Here is a 16,246-nt window from a genome sequence, read left to right as displayed (position 1 = left end):
GCACACCGCCTCTGGCGAACGCATGGTCGAGGCCACGCGAATCGCGCCTACTTCCCGGTTCGGGGCGCTCGGACGACTTCATCGAATACCTCGATCTCACCGAAAACTACGACGGCCACACCCTCGAGGGATCGGCAACCGAGCTGCGAACATCCGCCATGGGGGGCCCGGCTCTCCGCACATGCCTCGCGAGTGACTCGCGACGGAATGTGGCGGTGATTTCGGTGCTCAAAGCGTCGATAAGCAGTTGGCATTGCGGGCGTAGGCATCATCGAACAGGTCCCAGCCGTTGCGGCGGCCGACCGTGCGCGTCTCGGCCATCCAGCCCGCCTCGACAGCCGCGTCGACAAACGCCCGGACCACGCTGGGCATGTTCAGATTCAGCAAACGGTCACCGATCCAGATATCACCGGCAGCGGAAAACCCGCCGTCTGGGACATGGCGCTCATCGTCGGGCCGGAAGACCAGTGTCAGTCCTGCCACCGACCCGATTTGCCGCAATCGCAGGACTTCCTCGCAGCCGTCTACATGTTGGTGGTAGGTCTTCCACAGGTACTGCAGCTCACCCACCGTAAGCACTCGGCGGCGTTCTTTCGTCACCGCGCGATGCTAATGCGGATCCCTGGATCCCGGCTATCGGTTTGTCGAGCGGGCCGATCGCCGTGACATGGTCATGATCGTGGCGATGTAGACCCGAGGTGGGGCGCAAACCGCTCAGGCGCACCCGCAGCGAGACGGCCCAGATCGACGCGCTGCTCGCCGAGCATGTCGCCGACGACGAAATCCACGACGCACCGCGGTGCATGACGAGCACCCGGCCATGCCTACGGGGGCCGAAGCGTGTGCGGACCCGGGTCAGCGGGCCGGTTTCGCACCGTTGTTCCCACTGGCCCAGGAGAGAAGCAATAGTTGATGTGCGCCGATCGCGTCGACGTTGGGGGGTTGCGCACTCTGTTGCCGGCTTCGCACAGTGAGTGTACAGTCACTCACATGAGCAGGAGCGGAGCCACACTCTCCCGATCGGACCAGCGTCGCGACGCCGTCGTAGACGCCGCGATCACCGAGTTCGCCCGGGCCGGTTACCACGGCACACCGATCAGCACCGTGGCGGCGACCGCACAGATCTCACCGGCGTATGTCTTCAAACTTTTCCCCAGCAAAGTGACACTGTTCGTCGCCGCGCTCCAACGATGCTTCGACTCGATCGAGCGGGCGATGTCCTCCGGCGCTGCCCGTGGTGTCGACCGCGGCGCCGGCCCCGAGCAGATCCTGTACGCGATGGGCGGGGCTTACGCCGAACTCATCAGCGACAAGAGTTTGCTGATGCTGCAGGTCCATGCCCAGTCCGTGGCGGATGTCCCGGAAATCGGCGAAGCGCTGCGGCGCGGCCTGGCCGGCGTGACCGAACTGGCCAAACGGCGCTCCGGCGCCGAAGACGAACTCGTGCAACGATTCATCGCCTTCGGGCAGCTCTGCCACCTGATCACCACCCTCGGACTGGAGGGCGACCCCAGCCCGTGGGCCACCATTCTCACAGCAGGCATTCGCCACCCGAACACTTACTGACCCGATCCCATCGCCCCTTCGGGGGCATTTCTTTCACTCATCGAGTGATTGATCAGTCACACACTAGGAGAATCGATGTCCACCATCACCGCCACCGAGATCGTCCTTCCCGGCCGCGTCGAGCCGCGGGGACTGCTGATCACCCACCGGGACCTGCCCGCAGCCGGGCCGGGCCAAGCCCTCGTCCGAGTGGAAGCCAGCGGCGTCTCCTTCGCCGAGCAGCAGATGCGGCGCGGCAAGTACTACGACCAGCCACCGTTTCCTTTCGTGCCCGGCTACGACTTGGTCGGAGTCGTGACCGCGGTCGGAGCCGGTGTGGACCCAGCCCTGGTCGGCAGCCGCGTCGCCGCGCTGACCAAGACCGGCGGCTGGGCCAGCCACACCCTGCTCGACGCCGCGGACCTCGTGCGGGTCCCCACCGGACTCGACGCCGCCGAGGCGGAGACCTTCGTCGTCAACGGCATCACGGCATGGCAGATGCTCTTCCGGACCGCGAAGGCGCGAACCGGGCAGACCATCCTCGTACACGGCGCGAACGGCGGCGTGGGCTCCACCCTCGTCCAGCTGGCCCGCGCCCACGGAATCCACGTCATCGGGACCGCCTCGGCGCGCAACGCCGACGCCATCGAAGCCCTCGGCGCGACCTGGGTCGACTACCGAGGCGATGTGGCGCACCAGGTTCGCCTCCTCGCTCCCCAGGGCGTGGACGCGGTCTTCGATCACATCGGCGGTCCCGGCATCCGCGACTCGTTCGCCCTGCTGGCCCCACACGGCACGCTGGTCTCCTACGGAACCGCGGCCACCAAGAACGACGAGGGCAACTCGCGACTTCCAGTGCTGAAATTGCTCATCCGGCTGATGCTGTGGAACATGTTGCCCAACCACCGCAATGCGCACTTCTTCAACCTGTGGGCGGGCAAACGAAATCTCCCCCGCTTCCGCAGCCGCATCGCCGAAGACCTGGGCAACATCTTCGACCTCGCCGCCAAAGGCGCGCTGCGAGCCCAGATCGCCGCCCGTATCCCCCTGACCGAGGCCGCCCGCGCCATGGAACTCGCCGAGTCCAGCACGGTCATCGGCAAAGTCGTGATCGTGGCCGACGCCCACCACTGAGCGACGCCTGTCGGCGTTCTCACCACCACGCAAACCAGCACACACCGACCCTGCCAACCCGCATCCACCAGACCGCGTCCACCGCTAGCGCCACGTTTCGCACAGGAGATCTGTTATGTCCAAGAGCAACTCGGCCACCGCGCCGCACCGTTCCGCTCTGCGCGTGCTCCTCGACAATCGACCGTCGTATCCGAGCCGACTGGCTGGTCGGCCACGGGGCGTACGCCCTGTCCCAGGCGAAGATCCCACCGAGAAATCCGTAGTCGCTGCGATAACGGCACGATCCGCGCCCGCCCTCCAGTTCTGCGAGCGACTTCGATTGGGATACACCACAGCGAGCTCGACGGGCCACCGCACTCCCTGGATACCGTCGCAACGCCTTGCATCGTGATCTCGGCGCGCGACATGACTGCGCGGAAAGGGAGACCAAATGCATCGACCAGTCATGGTCGTCCTGTGCCTGGCCGGGCTCGCGCTGGCAGCAAGCGCATGCTCGTCGCGCGAAGACGAACAATCGCATGAGGCCGCCCACACCGCACGAACAGGGCTTCTCCGCCGCTCGGGTTGGATGCGTGCGACCCGCTTCCTGCTACTCGCCGATGCGGGCGATCGTGTCCGCTACCCGTTCCAGGTGGTCGGCCATCGCTTGGCGCGCGGCCTCCGGTGAGCCCGCCTCGATGGCCCGGACGATGGCCTCGTGTTCGCGATCGGAGTCGGCGCGGCGGTCTTGGGTCAGATTGAGGAATTCCGACTGCGGGTCCAGCGCGCGGCGGGTGTCGGCGACCACTGCGGTCAGCATTCTGTTTCCGCTGGCGGCCGCGATGGCGGTGTGCAACTCGCCGTCGTAACGGACCCATTCGCGGGCGTCGGCGGCCCGCGCCAGCTTGTCGAGCAGCTCGAAAAGCCGCCGCAGCTGGTCCGGCCTGCGGCGTTGCGCTGCGAACCCCGCGGTGGGGATCTCGATGAGTTGGCGGGCCTCGATCAGATCTGCGGCGTCGACACCGGCGAACGTCAGCTGCGGGCTCTCCTTCTTGGAGACGACGAAAGTCCCTCGGCCCGTATGCGTTTCGGTGAGGCCGAGGGTCGCGCAGGCGTGCAGCGCCTCCCGCACCACCGGACGGCTGACGCCGAACTGTTGAGCCAAGGCGAGCTCGGCGGGCAGGCGGTCGCCCACCGCATACTCGCCGCTCTGGATCAGCTCCTTAAGCCGACGAAAGACCGCTTCCGTGGCGCCGATGCGGTGCACCCGGCCTTCTTCGACTGTCACGTGACCAAGTATGGAGATCCGCCGATAGAGCGTCAAAACGCTAGGTCCAGCGTGTTTCGCGCCGAGGATCGATATTGACAGGGGGTGTGACCCGAATTACAGTACAACCTGTCTTACAGCCTGACCGCATGGCAGCCATACTTCTATCCGTCCCAGTGGTTCGCCGCGCAGGCTGGACTCGGCCCAAGGAAGGTTTCCATGACGCACCACGACGAACTGTCGGCCCGGCCAGCCACCCCACCACCAGCGAAGCTCGACATCGGCGACGTCGGCTATCAGAAACAGCTACGCAAGCGCCATATGCAGATGATCGCGATCGGCGGCTCCATCGGCACCGGGCTTTTCCTCGGAGCCAGCGGCCGGATGGCGCTGGCCGGGCCGTCGCTGGCCATCGTCTACATCGTGTGCGGCGTCTTCACCTTCATGGTCGTGCGCGCGCTCGGCGAGCTGGTGATGTACCGGCCGTCATCCGGTGCGTTCGTCTCCTACGCCCGCGAGTTCCTCGGCGAGCGCGGGGCCTATTCGGTCGGCTGGTTGTACTTCCTGAATTGGTCGACCACCTTGGTCGCCGACATCACCGCCGTGGCGCTGTACGTGCATTTCTGGTCGCCGTTCGTGCCGATCCCCCAGTGGGTCCTCGCACTGATCGCGCTGGCTGTGGTGGTCGGTCTCAACGTGGTGTCGGTGCGCCTGTTCGGCGAGTTCGAGTTCTGGTTCGCGCTGATCAAGGTCGGCACCATCGTCGCGTTCATGCTGCTGGCGGTGGTCTTCCTCGTCACCGGCACACCGGTCGACGGCAATGTCCCCGGCTTGTCGACGATCACCGACAACGGCGGCTTCTTCCCGCATGGTCTCGCTCCGATGCTGACCATCGCGCTCGGGGTGGTGTTCGCCTTCGGCGGGACGGAGATGATCGGCGTGGCCGCCGGTGAATCCGACAACCCAGCCGCCGTGATCCCGAGGGCCGTGAACTCGATCATGTGGCGGATCATCCTGTTCTACGCGGGCTCGGTGGTGCTGTTCACGCTGTTGCTGCCGTGGACGGCCTACTCCCCCAGCGAGAGCCCCTTCGTGACCGTCATGAGCTCCATCGGGATCCCGCACGCGGGTGATGTCATGAACCTCGTCGTGCTCACCGCCGCGATGTCGAGCTTGAACGCGGGTCTGTACGCGACCGGTCGCACCTTGCGGTCGATGGCCGTGGCCGGGGCGGCGCCACGCTTCGCCGCCCGGATGAATCGCCGCGGCGTCCCCTACGGCGGAATCTTGATCACCAGTTCGGTGGGCATTGCCGGTGTCGTGCTGAATCTCCTCGTCCCCCAGAAAGCGTTCGAGATCGTGCTGAACCTGGCCGGTCTCGGCATCGTCGGGACCTGGGCTTCGATCATGATCTGCCACTGGATATTCGTGCGGAAGTCCCAGCAGGGCGAGTACCGCCGCCCGGCGTTCCGGCTTCCGTTCGCTCCTGTGCTCAACATCCTCACCCTGGTGTTCCTGGCCGGTGTCGTCGCGCTGATGTTCTTCGACGACGAGATCGGCCGTATCACGCTGGCGGTGTTCACCGCCGTCGTCGCGGCCATGGTCGCGGGATGGTTCCGGATCAGGGGTCGGCTCGATCCGAACGTGCTCGCCCCGCTGGATCACCCGGACGACGCGGAGGGAGCGCGGGGCGCATGAGCACTCACCGAACAGCACTTCCCACAGCGTTGCGGGTTCACGTGCTCTACACCGGCGGCACGTTCGGTATGGCGGACCAGGGCGCGGGTATGGCACCGCGGTCGGGAATCGCTGCCGAAGTCGCCGAGGCCATCGCTCGATACGAGGACGCGAGGGGCCGGGCGGTCGAGTTCTGTTACGCCGAATCCGACCGTGTCATCGACAGCGGCGCCGCCGACTCGAACACCGCCTTCCGGATCGCGCAGTGGGTGCGGCGCCGTATCGAGTCGGAGCGCCCGCACGGCGTGGTCGTCATTCACGGAACCGACACCATGGCCTATGTCGGCGCCCGCGTCGCCTTCGAACTGCGCGATCTCGCAGCCCCCGTGGTGCTGACCGGTGCCCAGATCCCGCTCGGTCAGCCCGGCAGCGACGCGCAACACAACGTGCATCTGGCACTGGATTCCATCGCCGCCCGACCAGTTCCGGGAACATACCTCGCATTCGGCTCGAGGTTGCATCCCGCCGTGCGGGCCAGCAAACGTGCGTGTGACGACTACGACGGCTTCACCACGGTCCGCGAATTCACCCCACCACCGTCCCCTGTGTCCTCGCTACCGCATCGGCGCAGCACCGCGGCCCACCTTCCGGTGGGACTGCTCACCGTCTTTCCGGGACTGCACGCCGATCTACTCAGCGCGGCGATCCGGCAGTATCCCGGTGGAGTCGTCCTGGAGTGCTACGGCTCGGGCACGATGCCGCACACAGCCGAGGTCATCGAGACGATCCGGACGGCGACGCGGCGCGGAACCCCGATCGTCGTGATCACCCAGTGTGACAGCGGTTCGGTCGATCTCGAGCGCTACCTGCCCGGACGAGCGCTCTTGGACGCGGGCGCGATCAGCGGAGGGGACATGACCAGAGAGGCGGCACTGGCCAAACTGGCCTACCTCGTCGACCTCGGCTTCTCCGGTGATCGGCTGCGGGACTGGATCACGACCAACATGCTCGGCGAGCTGTCGGACACGGCCGGCGCTCCCCCGGTATCCACCCACGAAGACGCCCTCACCGCACGGAGCCGATAATGACCGACAGCACCCGAACCGAACAGGACTCCCTCGGCAGCCGCGCTGTGCCCGCCGACGCCTATTGGGGCATCCACACCGCACGCGCGCTGGACAATTTCACCATCACCGGCGACAGCATCGGCCGATACCCGGCGCTCGTCGCCACGCTCGCCGCGGTCAAGCAGGCCGCCTGCCGCGCCAACCGAGAGCTCGGTATCCTCGACTCTCGCCGCGCCGAGGCGATCGAATCGACTTGCGCGGAGATCAGGGGCGGCGCGCTGCACGACCAGTTCCCGATCGACCCGATCCAAGGCGGCGCGGGAACCTCGACGAACATGAACGCCAACGAGGTCATCGCCAACCGGGCTCTGGAGTTGCTCGGCTACGACCGCGGGACCTACACCGAACTGCACCCGCTCGACCACGTCAACCTCGGCCAATCCACCAACGACGTGTACCCGACCGCCGTCCGGCTCGCCGTCGTGCGGCACATCCGCGACCTCGTCGCCGCTCTACGCCGCCTCGCGGAGGCCTTCGGCGCCAAGGCGGACGAATTCGCCGACGTCATCAAGATGGGCCGCACCCAACTGCAAGACGCCGTGCCGATGACCCTCGGACAGGAATTCGGCACCTTCGCGATCATGGTGGGCGAGGACTGCGATCGGCTCCAGGAAGGCGTCGCCCTGCTGTGCGAGAGCAACCTCGGTGGCACCGCGATCGGCACCGCCATCAACGGCCACCCGAGCTACCCGGCACTGGCCTGCGCCCACCTCACCGAACTCACCGGCGAACTCGTCACTCCTGCGGCCAACCTGATCGAGGCCACCCAGGACTGCGGCGCCTTCGTTCAGGTCTCCGGCATCCTCAAGCGGGTCGCGGTGAAACTGTCCAAGATGTGCAACGACCTGCGGTTGATGTCCTCAGGTCCAACAACCGGTTTCGGCGAGATCAACCTGCCGCCGGTCCAGGCCGGATCATCGATCATGCCGGGAAAGGTCAACCCGGTCATTCCGGAGATCGTCAACCAAGTCGCCTTCGAGGCCATCGGCAACGACCTGACCGTCACCATGGCCGCCGAGGCCGGGCAGCTGCAACTCAACGCCTTCGAACCGATCATCGCCTACGGCATGCTGCGCACAACCACACACCTGACCGCCGCGGTCGACACCTTGGCAACCAAATGCGTCGCGGGCATCACCCCCAACCGCGACCACCTCGAGCAAGGCGTTCGACGTTCCGTCGGCATCGTGACAGCGCTGACCCCCTACATCGGCTACGCCGCCAGCGCCCACATCGCCAAACAGGCGCTGCAAACCGGGCAATCCGTCGCAGAGATCGCGATCGAACGCGGCTTGCTCACACCCGAAGCGATCGAGGAAATACTCGCAGCCCGTCGACTCGCGGGCCTCACCGGACGCGCGGCCGAAACCAAACCACTCGGCCATACAGTCCACACACGCGCCGTCGGACAAGCGCCGACAGATCGGCACCGCTTCGGAACCTCCCGCTGAAACCAGACGTGCACCCCCGCAACGCCGAGCACATGCAGATAGGTGGGCATCGGTCAGGCGCCGGGAGTCGAGTCGAGGACCGCTTGCGCGGCTGTCCGAGCCGCGGCCGGGTCGGCGACAGCGCCGCCGGATCGACGTCGCGGCCCGGCAGCGCGGTCGTCGCTCGCCACCGGGCCGCGCCATCGGTCAGCGCGGTGGGGTCCTGACCTCGACGCCCACGCCAACCTCCACAATTCTCAGCGAGCTGCCAACCGGGCGAATCCCAGCGACCATGATCGGCGCGCAGCAACAAGTTACTCGTGATTCACGGCACCCCGCGGCGTCCGCGCCCGAGCGCCGCGAGGACCGCCACCCGGCTAAGGGTTCATCTCGAACGTGCCCGCGTGGCTCATCACCTCGTCGCGCAGACGTGCGGTTCGCTGGTCGTCGATGATCGGCTTTCGCAGCACGCTCAACGCCCAATCCTGCTGAGCCGTGGTCGAAGAGGCTTTCGAGAACACCCCCAGCGCATACGCGGAGAAGTCGCGCACGAAGATCTCGAAGATCGAGTCGACGATATCCTCGGACACCCCTTTGATCTCGGCCTGTTCCAGAATGAGCTGCCCGTAGGGCAGCAGCGTGAACAACTCCCCGACCGCGAGCTGATAATCCAGATCCTCGAGTTGGGCCGGGGTGGGTGGCGCCTGCACGGGAAACTGGGTGAATCGCTCGGCTTGCTCGACGAGCAATGCCACATTGGGCAGGTGCCGATAGCGCTCGTACGCCGGGTGCCAATCCGCGAATCGCACTCCGCCGAGACCCGCCGCGCCCGGTTGCCGGAACAGCGACTCGTCGTCGCCGGGATCCCGTCGCACCGGGACCGGCGGCAGATCCGCGGAGTTGAACAAGAAGTTCGGCATGAATTTCAACGTCAACGCCATATTCACATGCGCGGTGCCCTCCAGCCGCGGCATCGAGTCGATGGTGCCGCGCGCCGTCGCGAAGTAGGAGTCCTTCTCGAATCCCTTGGCCGAGATCACGTCCGAGAGTTCACGGAACACGCGCTCGGCTTCGCGGGTGACCTTCATCTTGCCGATGGAGTTGAACATCACGAAGCGGCGGTCCTCCGTGGTCGAGCAGCGCATGTAGTCGATCGCTCGCTCGTGGTAGAGCCGCATGGCGTTCATGCGCACGTAGCTGTCGCTCAGGATCTGGCGCACCTGTGGGAAGTCGGTGACAGGGTGCCCGAACAGGATCTTGGCGGCGGCATGGTTGATCGTCTCGTAGAAGCAGTGCTCGACGATGCCCAGCGCGACCATGCCGATGTTGAACTTGCCGCAGTTGACCGCGGCGAGCGCGGAGTCGAATGCCTTGCGGCCCATGTGCAGTACGTCGTCGGCCGAGACGGGATAATCCGCCAAGTCGTAGGCAGAGACGAAATTCTGGCCGTGGATGACATTCTTGACCAGCCGGTAGTTCGGGTGCCGGCTGTCGGCGATGAACCAGACGTAGGCGTCGGAACCCTCCAGGTCGGTGCGCCTGCCGATGGTGGGCACGATCCTGGCCACGTTGCCGTTGCCGATGTAGTACTTGCTGCCCGTGGCGGTGAATCCACCTGTCCCGTCGGGAGTGAGCAGCATATCGGTGGCGTAGATGTCGGCGCCGTGGTCCTTTTCCGACAGCCCGAACCCGATGATTCCGCCGCGGTCGAGTTCCTCGGCGGCCCGCAGGTGCGCCTTGCCGTTGGCGCTCTGCCAGATGGTGGCGAGGCCGAGCGTGGAGACACCCCACGCATACCAGTACTGCGATCCGTAGAAGCCGGTGATCTCGTTGAACCGGGAGATGAACGCGGTGTCCCAGCGCTTGTCCGGATCCCCGCCCGCGTGCGCCCGCGGGGTCGCCATGTAGGCGATGATCCGGCTCTCGGCGAGGAACCGCATCCAGTCCTCGTACCACTCCCCCCGGTGCGCGTCGCCGGTGAGCGCCTGCTTGCCCTTCCGTTCGAAGAAGTCCACCACCGACCGTAGCCGCGCCCGCGTGGCGGGATCGAACTCCTCGAACGTCTCGGTCTTCGGGTTGAACAGGGTCATGACGACACCTTTCGAACTGATGGCAAGTGCCGTCACTTTATGACCGATGGCAGCTGCCGTCAATCTGCGACCCCGAATGGTGAGAGCAGCCCGCCGACAGACGCCGCGCACGGTGACCCCGGTCGCTCCGGACTCGCCGCCCACCGCGAGCACCGCTTGCACCAGGACCGATCGACGCACTTCCCGGTGCCGAGCGAGTTCGGCCGCGGTTCCATATGGTCCGCGACAGAACGCCTTCGGTCACCTTCTCCGGCTCGATCGCCCCGACTGCCGGACGCCCGTTGCCGAACGGACGATCAGGAGCTGGCCGCCTCGATGATGCGCTGCCGCAGCCAGGTCAACGGCGTGGCCGCGTCGGGACCGATCGCGTACGCGGGATAGCTCTGGTGGATACCGGACTTCAGGAATTCATCGATCTGCAGCTTCCGCTGTTCGTAAGCGGAGGCGTTGAGCTGATCGGACAAGAGGCCGAGACCGCCCGCGGCCAGGGCGTCGCCGACGATCTCGGTTGCCTGCCGCTGATAGTCGCCCATCTTCTCGGGATCCGGATTCGAGAGTTGCACGAAGAAGCCGGCGATGCGGCCGGCGAAGTCACCGTCCGGCATCGCGCAATACAGATCACCCGCTACGCAGAAGGTATAGGTCCGCGAGGCAAGCCAGCCGAAACCTCCCGGGCGAGGCCCGATCGCACCCGCGCCCGGAACGGGCGGACCGATCAGAACGTCGCCGGGCGAGCGACGGGGATCGGAGATCAGCCCGACCAGGACGACCCGGTGCGGCGGCACCACGCCGAGCCCGGTACCGATCTCGGCCGCGAGATCACCTGCCGCATCCGCGCCTTGGCTGTATCCGAGCAATGCGATTCGAGTGGCCCCACACGCCTGGGCCATCGCCGAGACCAGCATGCGCGCTTTGTCGATCGCCTCCCGCTTGGAACGGCCGTACACTTCGCTTTCCCAGGGAAATGCCGTCGCCGCGTAAGGGACATAGTCGACCTGGACGTCCCCGGGTAGATCACTCAGGCTCAGAGCAAGCATTCCTTTGCCCGGATCGGCGTTGGACGTCTCCCACGTTCCCGGAATCGCCACGACGTACAAATCCGGGCAATGGGCCGGCGCGCCATCCGCAACGGACGCGACACCGAGGTGAATGGTGGTCACCGCCACGGCTACGCACGCAGCGGCGATCGATTTCCATCGAGTGAGAACGTGTTTCGACGCCGCGCGCCGCCTGAACCGATCCATGCCTGCGCCACTCCTCATCGAGCCGAGCACCGACCGTGCGGACACAAGGGAGCCGCACAACATCCAATCGATAGAATATCTATTAACATAGCGGCTCGTCCAGCTTTGGGTCTCAGCCCCGTCCGGGCAGCACAAATGGGCGCTGGACACCCGAATTCGGCGCGATCCAAGCCGACTCCGCCGTCGACCGTTACGAGAACGGCCGATCACATAGCCGACGTTCCCCCGCTCACCGGTACACCATGCTCTTGGCGCCGACCATGCGCACGAGGCTGAAGATCGGAAGCCCGATCACCAAATGTTCGATCCCGGTGGAGATACCCACCCAGAGGTCGCTGGACAGTGCCAGGGGAATGATCACCGCCGCGGCGGTGAGGATGCCCACGATCCAGCCGAAGAACAACTCCGGCGACGGAGTGCCCAGGCGCAGCAGATACCACAGCACCCCGCCCAGCAGCGCGCAGATGAATGCCACCACAGCGAACCAGTACGCATCCTGTGCCATCGGGTTCCACACCCCGAACTTGCCGCTCTCACTCACTCGGGTGGCGATGATCTCGATGATCCAGGCGCACAACCAGGCCGCCAGCGCCGTCACCACCGCCGCCGCGATCACACCGCCGACGAACATGCCGATATTGACGTCCGGCTCCTGCCGCGATCGTGACTGCCGGTGCGGAGATTCGGAGGGCGGATACACGCCGCGTCCTTGATCCTGGTCGTATCCGGAGACCTGGTCGTACCTGTGATCCTGGCCGTACTCGGCAGCCTGGCTGTACCCGGAAGCCTGACCGTACCCGCGATCCTGGCCGTATCCGGAAGCCTGGCCGTAGCCGCGATCCTGGCCGTACCCGGGATCACGGTATTCGCCCGGCTGATAACCGGCTTCATAACGTGCGGTGTGCTGGTCGCGCGGATCCATGGGATTCAACCGCCGATCACCTCCGTGGAGAGCTTGCGTGTGCGTCGAGTGTAGGGCGGGACCGGACAGGCCGCTGCCCCCTGCCCGACTTCGCCCCGCTGACCACGCCACGGACTTCCGTCTCGTGACGGAAAACTGCGAAACAACCCGCCTGAACGCTGCGCGGCGCGCGAAGGAGCCCGATCGGACCTGATGACGATCCGCCGCACGGCGTTTCAGGCGACGACCGTGCGTTGCGGGACGCCGACGTATTCGCTCAGCGGCCGGATCAACGCGTTCGACTCGCCTTGCTCGATGATGTGCGCGGTCCATCCGGTGATCCGGCTCATCACGAAGATCGAGGTGAACACCGCGATATCGAACCCGAGCAGGTAGTAGGCGGGGCCGGTCGGGAAGTCGAGATTCGGTTCGATGCCGGTGGCCTCGTGCATGGTGCGCGCGAGGACCTCGTACATCCGCACCCACTTCTGGCCACCGGTAGCCGCGGCGATATCCAGAAAGGCTTTCTTCATGGTGGGAACACGGGAGTCGCCGTTCTTGTAGACACGGTGGCCGAAGCCCATCACCTTTTCCTTGTTCGCCAGCTTGGTACGCAACCACTCCCCCGCCAGTGCGGGGTCGCCGATCTCCAGCATGTCGCGCATGACGGCTTCGTTCGCACCGCCGTGCAGTGGCCCTTTCAAAGCGCCGATGGCGGCGGTGACGGCGCTGTAGATGTCCGACAGCGTGGAAGTCACGACGCGGGCGGCGAAGGTCGATGCGTTGAAGCTGTGCTCGGCGTACAGGATCAGCGACACTTCGAACGCCTTGACCAGCTCGCGCGACGGGATGGTTCCGAAGCACATGTTCAGGAAGTTCTCCGCGTACCCCAGGTGGGAGTGCGGTGCGATCGGGGCCAGGCCGTGGCGACGGCGATGGTCCGCCGCGACGATGGTCGGCAGCACCGCGAACATGCGAAGCGCCTTGGCGCGATTGGCCTTCGCCGAATTGTCGTCTTCGGCCGGGTCTTCGGCGCCGAGGTAGCTGATGGCGGTGCGGACCACATCCATCGGGTGGCAGGTGTCGGGCAACTTGGCCACCAGCGACAGCAGTGACCGGTCGGCCCGGCGGAAAGCGCGTTCCCGCTGCTGGAACCGCTCCAGTTCGGCGTCCGACGGCAACTCGCCGTACCAGAGCAGATACGCCACTTGCTCGAAACCGCAGTGAGCGGCCAGGTCCTGCACGGCGTAGCCGCGGTAGGTCAAGGAGTTGGTTTCGGGTACCACCTTGGAGATGGCGGTGGTGTCGACGACGACGCCTGCCAGACCTTTGTATACGGTCGGTATCGCGGTGTCGGTCATCACTGGTTCCTTCCCGGAGTGAAATCGAAGACGCGGGAATCGAATTCACCGTATCGCTCGTACCGGAGAAGTTCGTAGAGGCGACTGCGGTGCTGCATACGGTCGAGCAGACCCGACTGGGTGCCCTTGTCGAAGATCTCGCGCAGACCCGCCTCGGCCGCGTGCATCGCCAACCGCAGTGCGGAAACCGGGTAGATCACCGCGTTGTAGCCGATCCTCTCCAGCGTCGCCGCCGGAACAAGGTCCGACTTGCCGAATTCGGTCATATTCGCCAGCAGCGGAATCGGTACGGCAGCCCGGAACTTCTCGAAATCGGCGACGGTATGCAACGCCTCGGTGAAGATCAGGTCCGCACCGGCCGTTGCGTATGCCTCGGCCCGCTCGATCGCCGCGTCGATGCCTTCGATCGCGGCGGCGTCGGTGCGCGCGCAGATCACGAAGTTGGGATCCCGCCGGGCGGACACCGCGGCCCGGAGCCTGCGCACCATCTCCTCGGTCGGCACCACGGTCTTGCCGTCGAGATGACCGCACCGTTTCGGGTTCACCTGATCCTCGAGGTGGCAGCCCGCGATTCCGGCGTCCTCCAGGATCGAGACGGTGCGCGCGGCGTTCATCGGCTCCCCGAAGCCGGTGTCGGCATCGATGAGCACCGGCAGATCGGTCACCCGCGCGATCTGCCGACCGCGCTCCGACACCTCGGTCAGCGTGGTGAGTCCGATATCCGGCAGCGCCAGATCGGCCGAGACCACCGCGCCGGAAACGTAGACGCCTTCGAAGCCGATCTCCTGAATCAGCCGCGCCACCAGGGGATTGAACGCTCCCGGGAGACGCTGTAGGTGACCCGAGGCGAGCCCAGCGCGGAACGCGGCACGTTTGTCGGCGGCCGAGGTGGCCGCGGCCAGCAGTCCCGTCATCAGAACAGTCCCTTCGGCAGCTTCGGCGCACGCGCCAGAACCTCTTCGGACACCGTGACATTCAGCTGTGGCAGCTCGCCGGCGGACAACTCGCCCGTACGCTGTGCCACTTCCAGGAATCGGTCCTGCTCGGCCGAATCCACCACGCCCTCGGCGAGGGTGCGGAACTTCGCGACGTACTGGTCTCGCGCGAACGGCCGCGCCCCCAGCGGATGCGCGTCGGCCACCGCCAGTTCGTCGACGATCACCTCGCCGCTCTTCAACGTGACCTCCGCGCGGGCGCCGAAGGCTTTCTCGTTCGGGTCGGTCGAGTGATAATGCCGTGTCCACTCCGGGTCCTCGGCGGTGGAGATCTTGCGCCACAACTCGACGGTATCGGGCCGCTGCGCGCGTTCGGGGGCGTAGGAGCGCTCGTGATGCCAGGTGCCGTCCTGCAGGGCGACGGCGAAGATGTACATGACGGAGTGGTCGAGGGTCTCCCGGGACGCCTTCGGGTCGAACTTCTGCGGATCGCCCGATCCGGTGCCGATCACCACGTGCGTGTGGTGGCTGGTGTACAGCACGATCGAGGCGATCCGGTCCAGGTCGCCGATCCGCTCGCGCATCCGGCGCGCCAGGTCGATCGGCGCCTGGCTCTGATACTCGGCGGAATGCTCCTTGGTGTAGGTATCGAGAATGCCGCGCTTGGGTTCACCCGGGCCGGGCAACGGCACCGAGTACTCCTTGCCCGGACCGTCCAGCAGCCAGGCGATGACCCCGTCCTCACCCTCCCAGATCGGCGACGGCGAACTCTCACCGCGCATGGCACGGTCGACCGCCTCCACCGCCATCTTCCCCGCGAAAGCCGGTGCGTAGGCCTTCCAACTGGAGATCTCGCCCTTGCGTGACTGCCTGGTCGCGGTGGTGGTGTGCAGTGCCTGCCCTACGGCCTGGTAGATGGTCTCGGTGTCGAGTCCCAGCAGAGTGCCGATACCCGCGGCAGCGGACGGGCCGAGGTGGGCGACATGGTCGATCTTGTGCGCGTGCAGGCAGATCGCCCGCACCAGATCCACCTGGATCTCGTATGCGGTGGCCAACCCGCGGATCAGCTCCCGGCCGCCGCGTCCGGCATGCTGGGCCACCGCCAGGATCGATGGAATGTTGTCACCGGGGTGGGAGTACTCCGCGGCCAGGAATGTGTCGTGGAAATCCAGTTCGCGCACGGCCACACCGTTGGCCCAGGCCGCCCACTCCGGGGCGTATCGGCCGTCGACGCCGAAGACGGCCGCGCCCGGCCGGTACGGGTGAGCCAGCGCTTGGGCGCGCGCGTTGGCCACCGGACGGCGCGTCACCGCCGCCGCCGCTACCGCCGCGTTGTCGATGATCCGGTTGACGATCATCTCCTCGGTCTCCGGCGCGACCGCCACCGGATCCGCGGCGACCTCGGCGATCCGCCACGCGAGATGCTCCTCGCGCGGGAAGTGCTCTGCGGAGCGGTGCGTGCGGACGAGGTGGTTCTTCACGACGGGAGCCTCCAGACCATCATTTCCGGGTTCTGATTTCGCACATTACCCAGGCCTGCGAAAGCGGAAAATCCA

Annotated in this window: 13 protein-coding genes; 5 read left to right on the top strand and 8 right to left on the bottom strand. The window is 66.1% G+C overall.

Annotation, left to right across the window (positions count from 1 at the left end; translation table 11 throughout):
- Positions 1-228 precede the first annotated feature (228 nt).
- Complete coding sequence (locus ON21_RS34540; RefSeq protein WP_157171167.1) at positions 229-600, bottom strand: hypothetical protein; 372 nt, start codon at positions 598-600, stop codon at positions 229-231.
- A 390-nt stretch (positions 601-990) separates the two neighbouring features.
- Here ON21_RS34540 and ON21_RS34535 point away from each other — a divergent pair, with 390 nt between their 5' ends.
- Together ON21_RS34535 and ON21_RS34530 are read left to right on the top strand one after the other, a co-directional pair.
- Entirely contained in the window at positions 991-1,566 is a 576-nt protein-coding gene (locus tag ON21_RS34535; protein WP_039805147.1) for a TetR/AcrR family transcriptional regulator, read from the top strand.
- Between the two features lie 75 nt (positions 1,567-1,641).
- Positions 1,642-2,679, top strand: coding sequence for a medium chain dehydrogenase/reductase family protein (locus ON21_RS34530; protein ID WP_039805145.1), 1,038 nt, complete (start codon positions 1,642-1,644; stop codon positions 2,677-2,679).
- A gap of 589 nt (positions 2,680-3,268) precedes the next feature.
- On the opposite strand, the gene ON21_RS34525 is transcribed toward ON21_RS34530, so the two are convergent.
- Positions 3,269-3,946: a FadR/GntR family transcriptional regulator gene (locus tag ON21_RS34525; protein WP_218004206.1), complete on the bottom strand. Its 678-nt coding sequence runs from the start codon at positions 3,944-3,946 to the stop codon at positions 3,269-3,271.
- A gap of 198 nt (positions 3,947-4,144) precedes the next feature.
- On the opposite strand from ON21_RS34525, the gene ON21_RS34520 reads away from it, so the two are divergent.
- From ON21_RS34520 to ON21_RS34510, 3 genes are read left to right on the top strand one after another with little or no spacing between them, the layout of a single operon-like run.
- A complete protein-coding gene (locus ON21_RS34520) occupies positions 4,145-5,623 on the top strand; it encodes an amino acid permease (RefSeq protein ID WP_051021766.1) in 1,479 nt (492 codons plus the stop codon).
- Positions 5,620-6,687 carry an asparaginase domain-containing protein gene (locus ON21_RS34515; protein WP_157171166.1) on the top strand — a complete coding sequence of 356 codons (1,068 nt, stop codon included), beginning with the start codon at positions 5,620-5,622 and terminating at the stop codon, positions 6,685-6,687. Before ON21_RS34520 ends, ON21_RS34515 begins: the two co-directional genes overlap by 4 nt.
- Positions 6,687-8,180 carry an aspartate ammonia-lyase gene (locus tag ON21_RS34510; protein WP_083881082.1) on the top strand — a complete coding sequence of 498 codons (1,494 nt, stop codon included), beginning with the start codon at positions 6,687-6,689 and terminating at the stop codon, positions 8,178-8,180. Before ON21_RS34515 ends, ON21_RS34510 begins: the two co-directional genes overlap by 1 nt.
- A gap of 356 nt (positions 8,181-8,536) precedes the next feature.
- Here ON21_RS34510 and ON21_RS34505 read toward each other — a convergent pair whose 3' ends face one another.
- The 6 genes from ON21_RS34505 to prpD form a co-directional block, all read right to left on the bottom strand.
- A complete protein-coding gene (locus ON21_RS34505; protein ID WP_039805143.1) occupies positions 8,537-10,249 on the bottom strand; it encodes an acyl-CoA dehydrogenase family protein in 1,713 nt (570 codons plus the stop codon).
- Between the two features lie 296 nt (positions 10,250-10,545).
- On the bottom strand, positions 10,546-11,643 hold the full coding sequence (locus tag ON21_RS34500) for a cutinase family protein (protein WP_306307733.1): 1,098 nt from the start codon (positions 11,641-11,643) through the stop codon (positions 10,546-10,548).
- Between the two features lie 79 nt (positions 11,644-11,722).
- Positions 11,723-12,424 (bottom strand): DUF6069 family protein, encoded by a 702-nt coding sequence (locus ON21_RS34495; protein ID WP_086006531.1) that lies wholly within the window; start codon positions 12,422-12,424, stop codon positions 11,723-11,725.
- Between the two features lie 206 nt (positions 12,425-12,630).
- Complete coding sequence (locus ON21_RS34490; protein WP_039805140.1) at positions 12,631-13,755, bottom strand: bifunctional 2-methylcitrate synthase/citrate synthase; 1,125 nt, start codon at positions 13,753-13,755, stop codon at positions 12,631-12,633.
- The gene (gene prpB / locus ON21_RS34485) at positions 13,755-14,669 is read right to left on the bottom strand and encodes a methylisocitrate lyase (protein ID WP_039805138.1); all 915 of its coding nucleotides are present in this window, start codon (positions 14,667-14,669) and stop codon (positions 13,755-13,757) included. The genes ON21_RS34490 and prpB overlap by 1 nt, the downstream gene beginning before the upstream one ends.
- The gene (gene prpD, locus ON21_RS34480) at positions 14,669-16,171 is read right to left on the bottom strand and encodes a 2-methylcitrate dehydratase PrpD (RefSeq protein ID WP_039805137.1); all 1,503 of its coding nucleotides are present in this window, start codon (positions 16,169-16,171) and stop codon (positions 14,669-14,671) included. The genes prpB and prpD overlap by 1 nt, the downstream gene beginning before the upstream one ends.
- Between the last annotated feature and the right edge of the window lie 75 nt (positions 16,172-16,246).

The sequence above is a fragment of the Nocardia araoensis NBRC 100135 genome (genome assembly GCF_000308435.1).
Classification (GTDB): Bacteria; Actinomycetota; Actinomycetes; order Mycobacteriales; family Mycobacteriaceae; genus Nocardia; species Nocardia araoensis.
The sequence above is the reverse complement of the archived record's forward strand: the minus strand, read 5'-3'. Positions and strand labels throughout refer to the sequence as shown.

Coding starts and splice junctions, on each gene's coding strand:
- ON21_RS34535 (WP_039805147.1), top strand. CDS start 991: ATGAGCAGGAGCGGAGCCACACTCTCCCGATCGGACCAGCGTCGCGAC.
- ON21_RS34520 (WP_051021766.1), top strand. CDS start 4,145: ATGACGCACCACGACGAACTGTCGGCCCGGCCAGCCACCCCACCACCA.
- prpB (WP_039805138.1), bottom strand. CDS start 14,669: ATGACGGGACTGCTGGCCGCGGCCACCTCGGCCGCCGACAAACGTGCC.
- ON21_RS34505 (WP_039805143.1), bottom strand. CDS start 10,249: ATGACCCTGTTCAACCCGAAGACCGAGACGTTCGAGGAGTTCGATCCC.
- ON21_RS34490 (WP_039805140.1), bottom strand. CDS start 13,755: ATGACCGACACCGCGATACCGACCGTATACAAAGGTCTGGCAGGCGTC.
- ON21_RS34515 (WP_157171166.1), top strand. CDS start 5,620: ATGAGCACTCACCGAACAGCACTTCCCACAGCGTTGCGGGTTCACGTG.
- ON21_RS34530 (WP_039805145.1), top strand. CDS start 1,642: ATGTCCACCATCACCGCCACCGAGATCGTCCTTCCCGGCCGCGTCGAG.
- ON21_RS34510 (WP_083881082.1), top strand. CDS start 6,687: ATGACCGACAGCACCCGAACCGAACAGGACTCCCTCGGCAGCCGCGCT.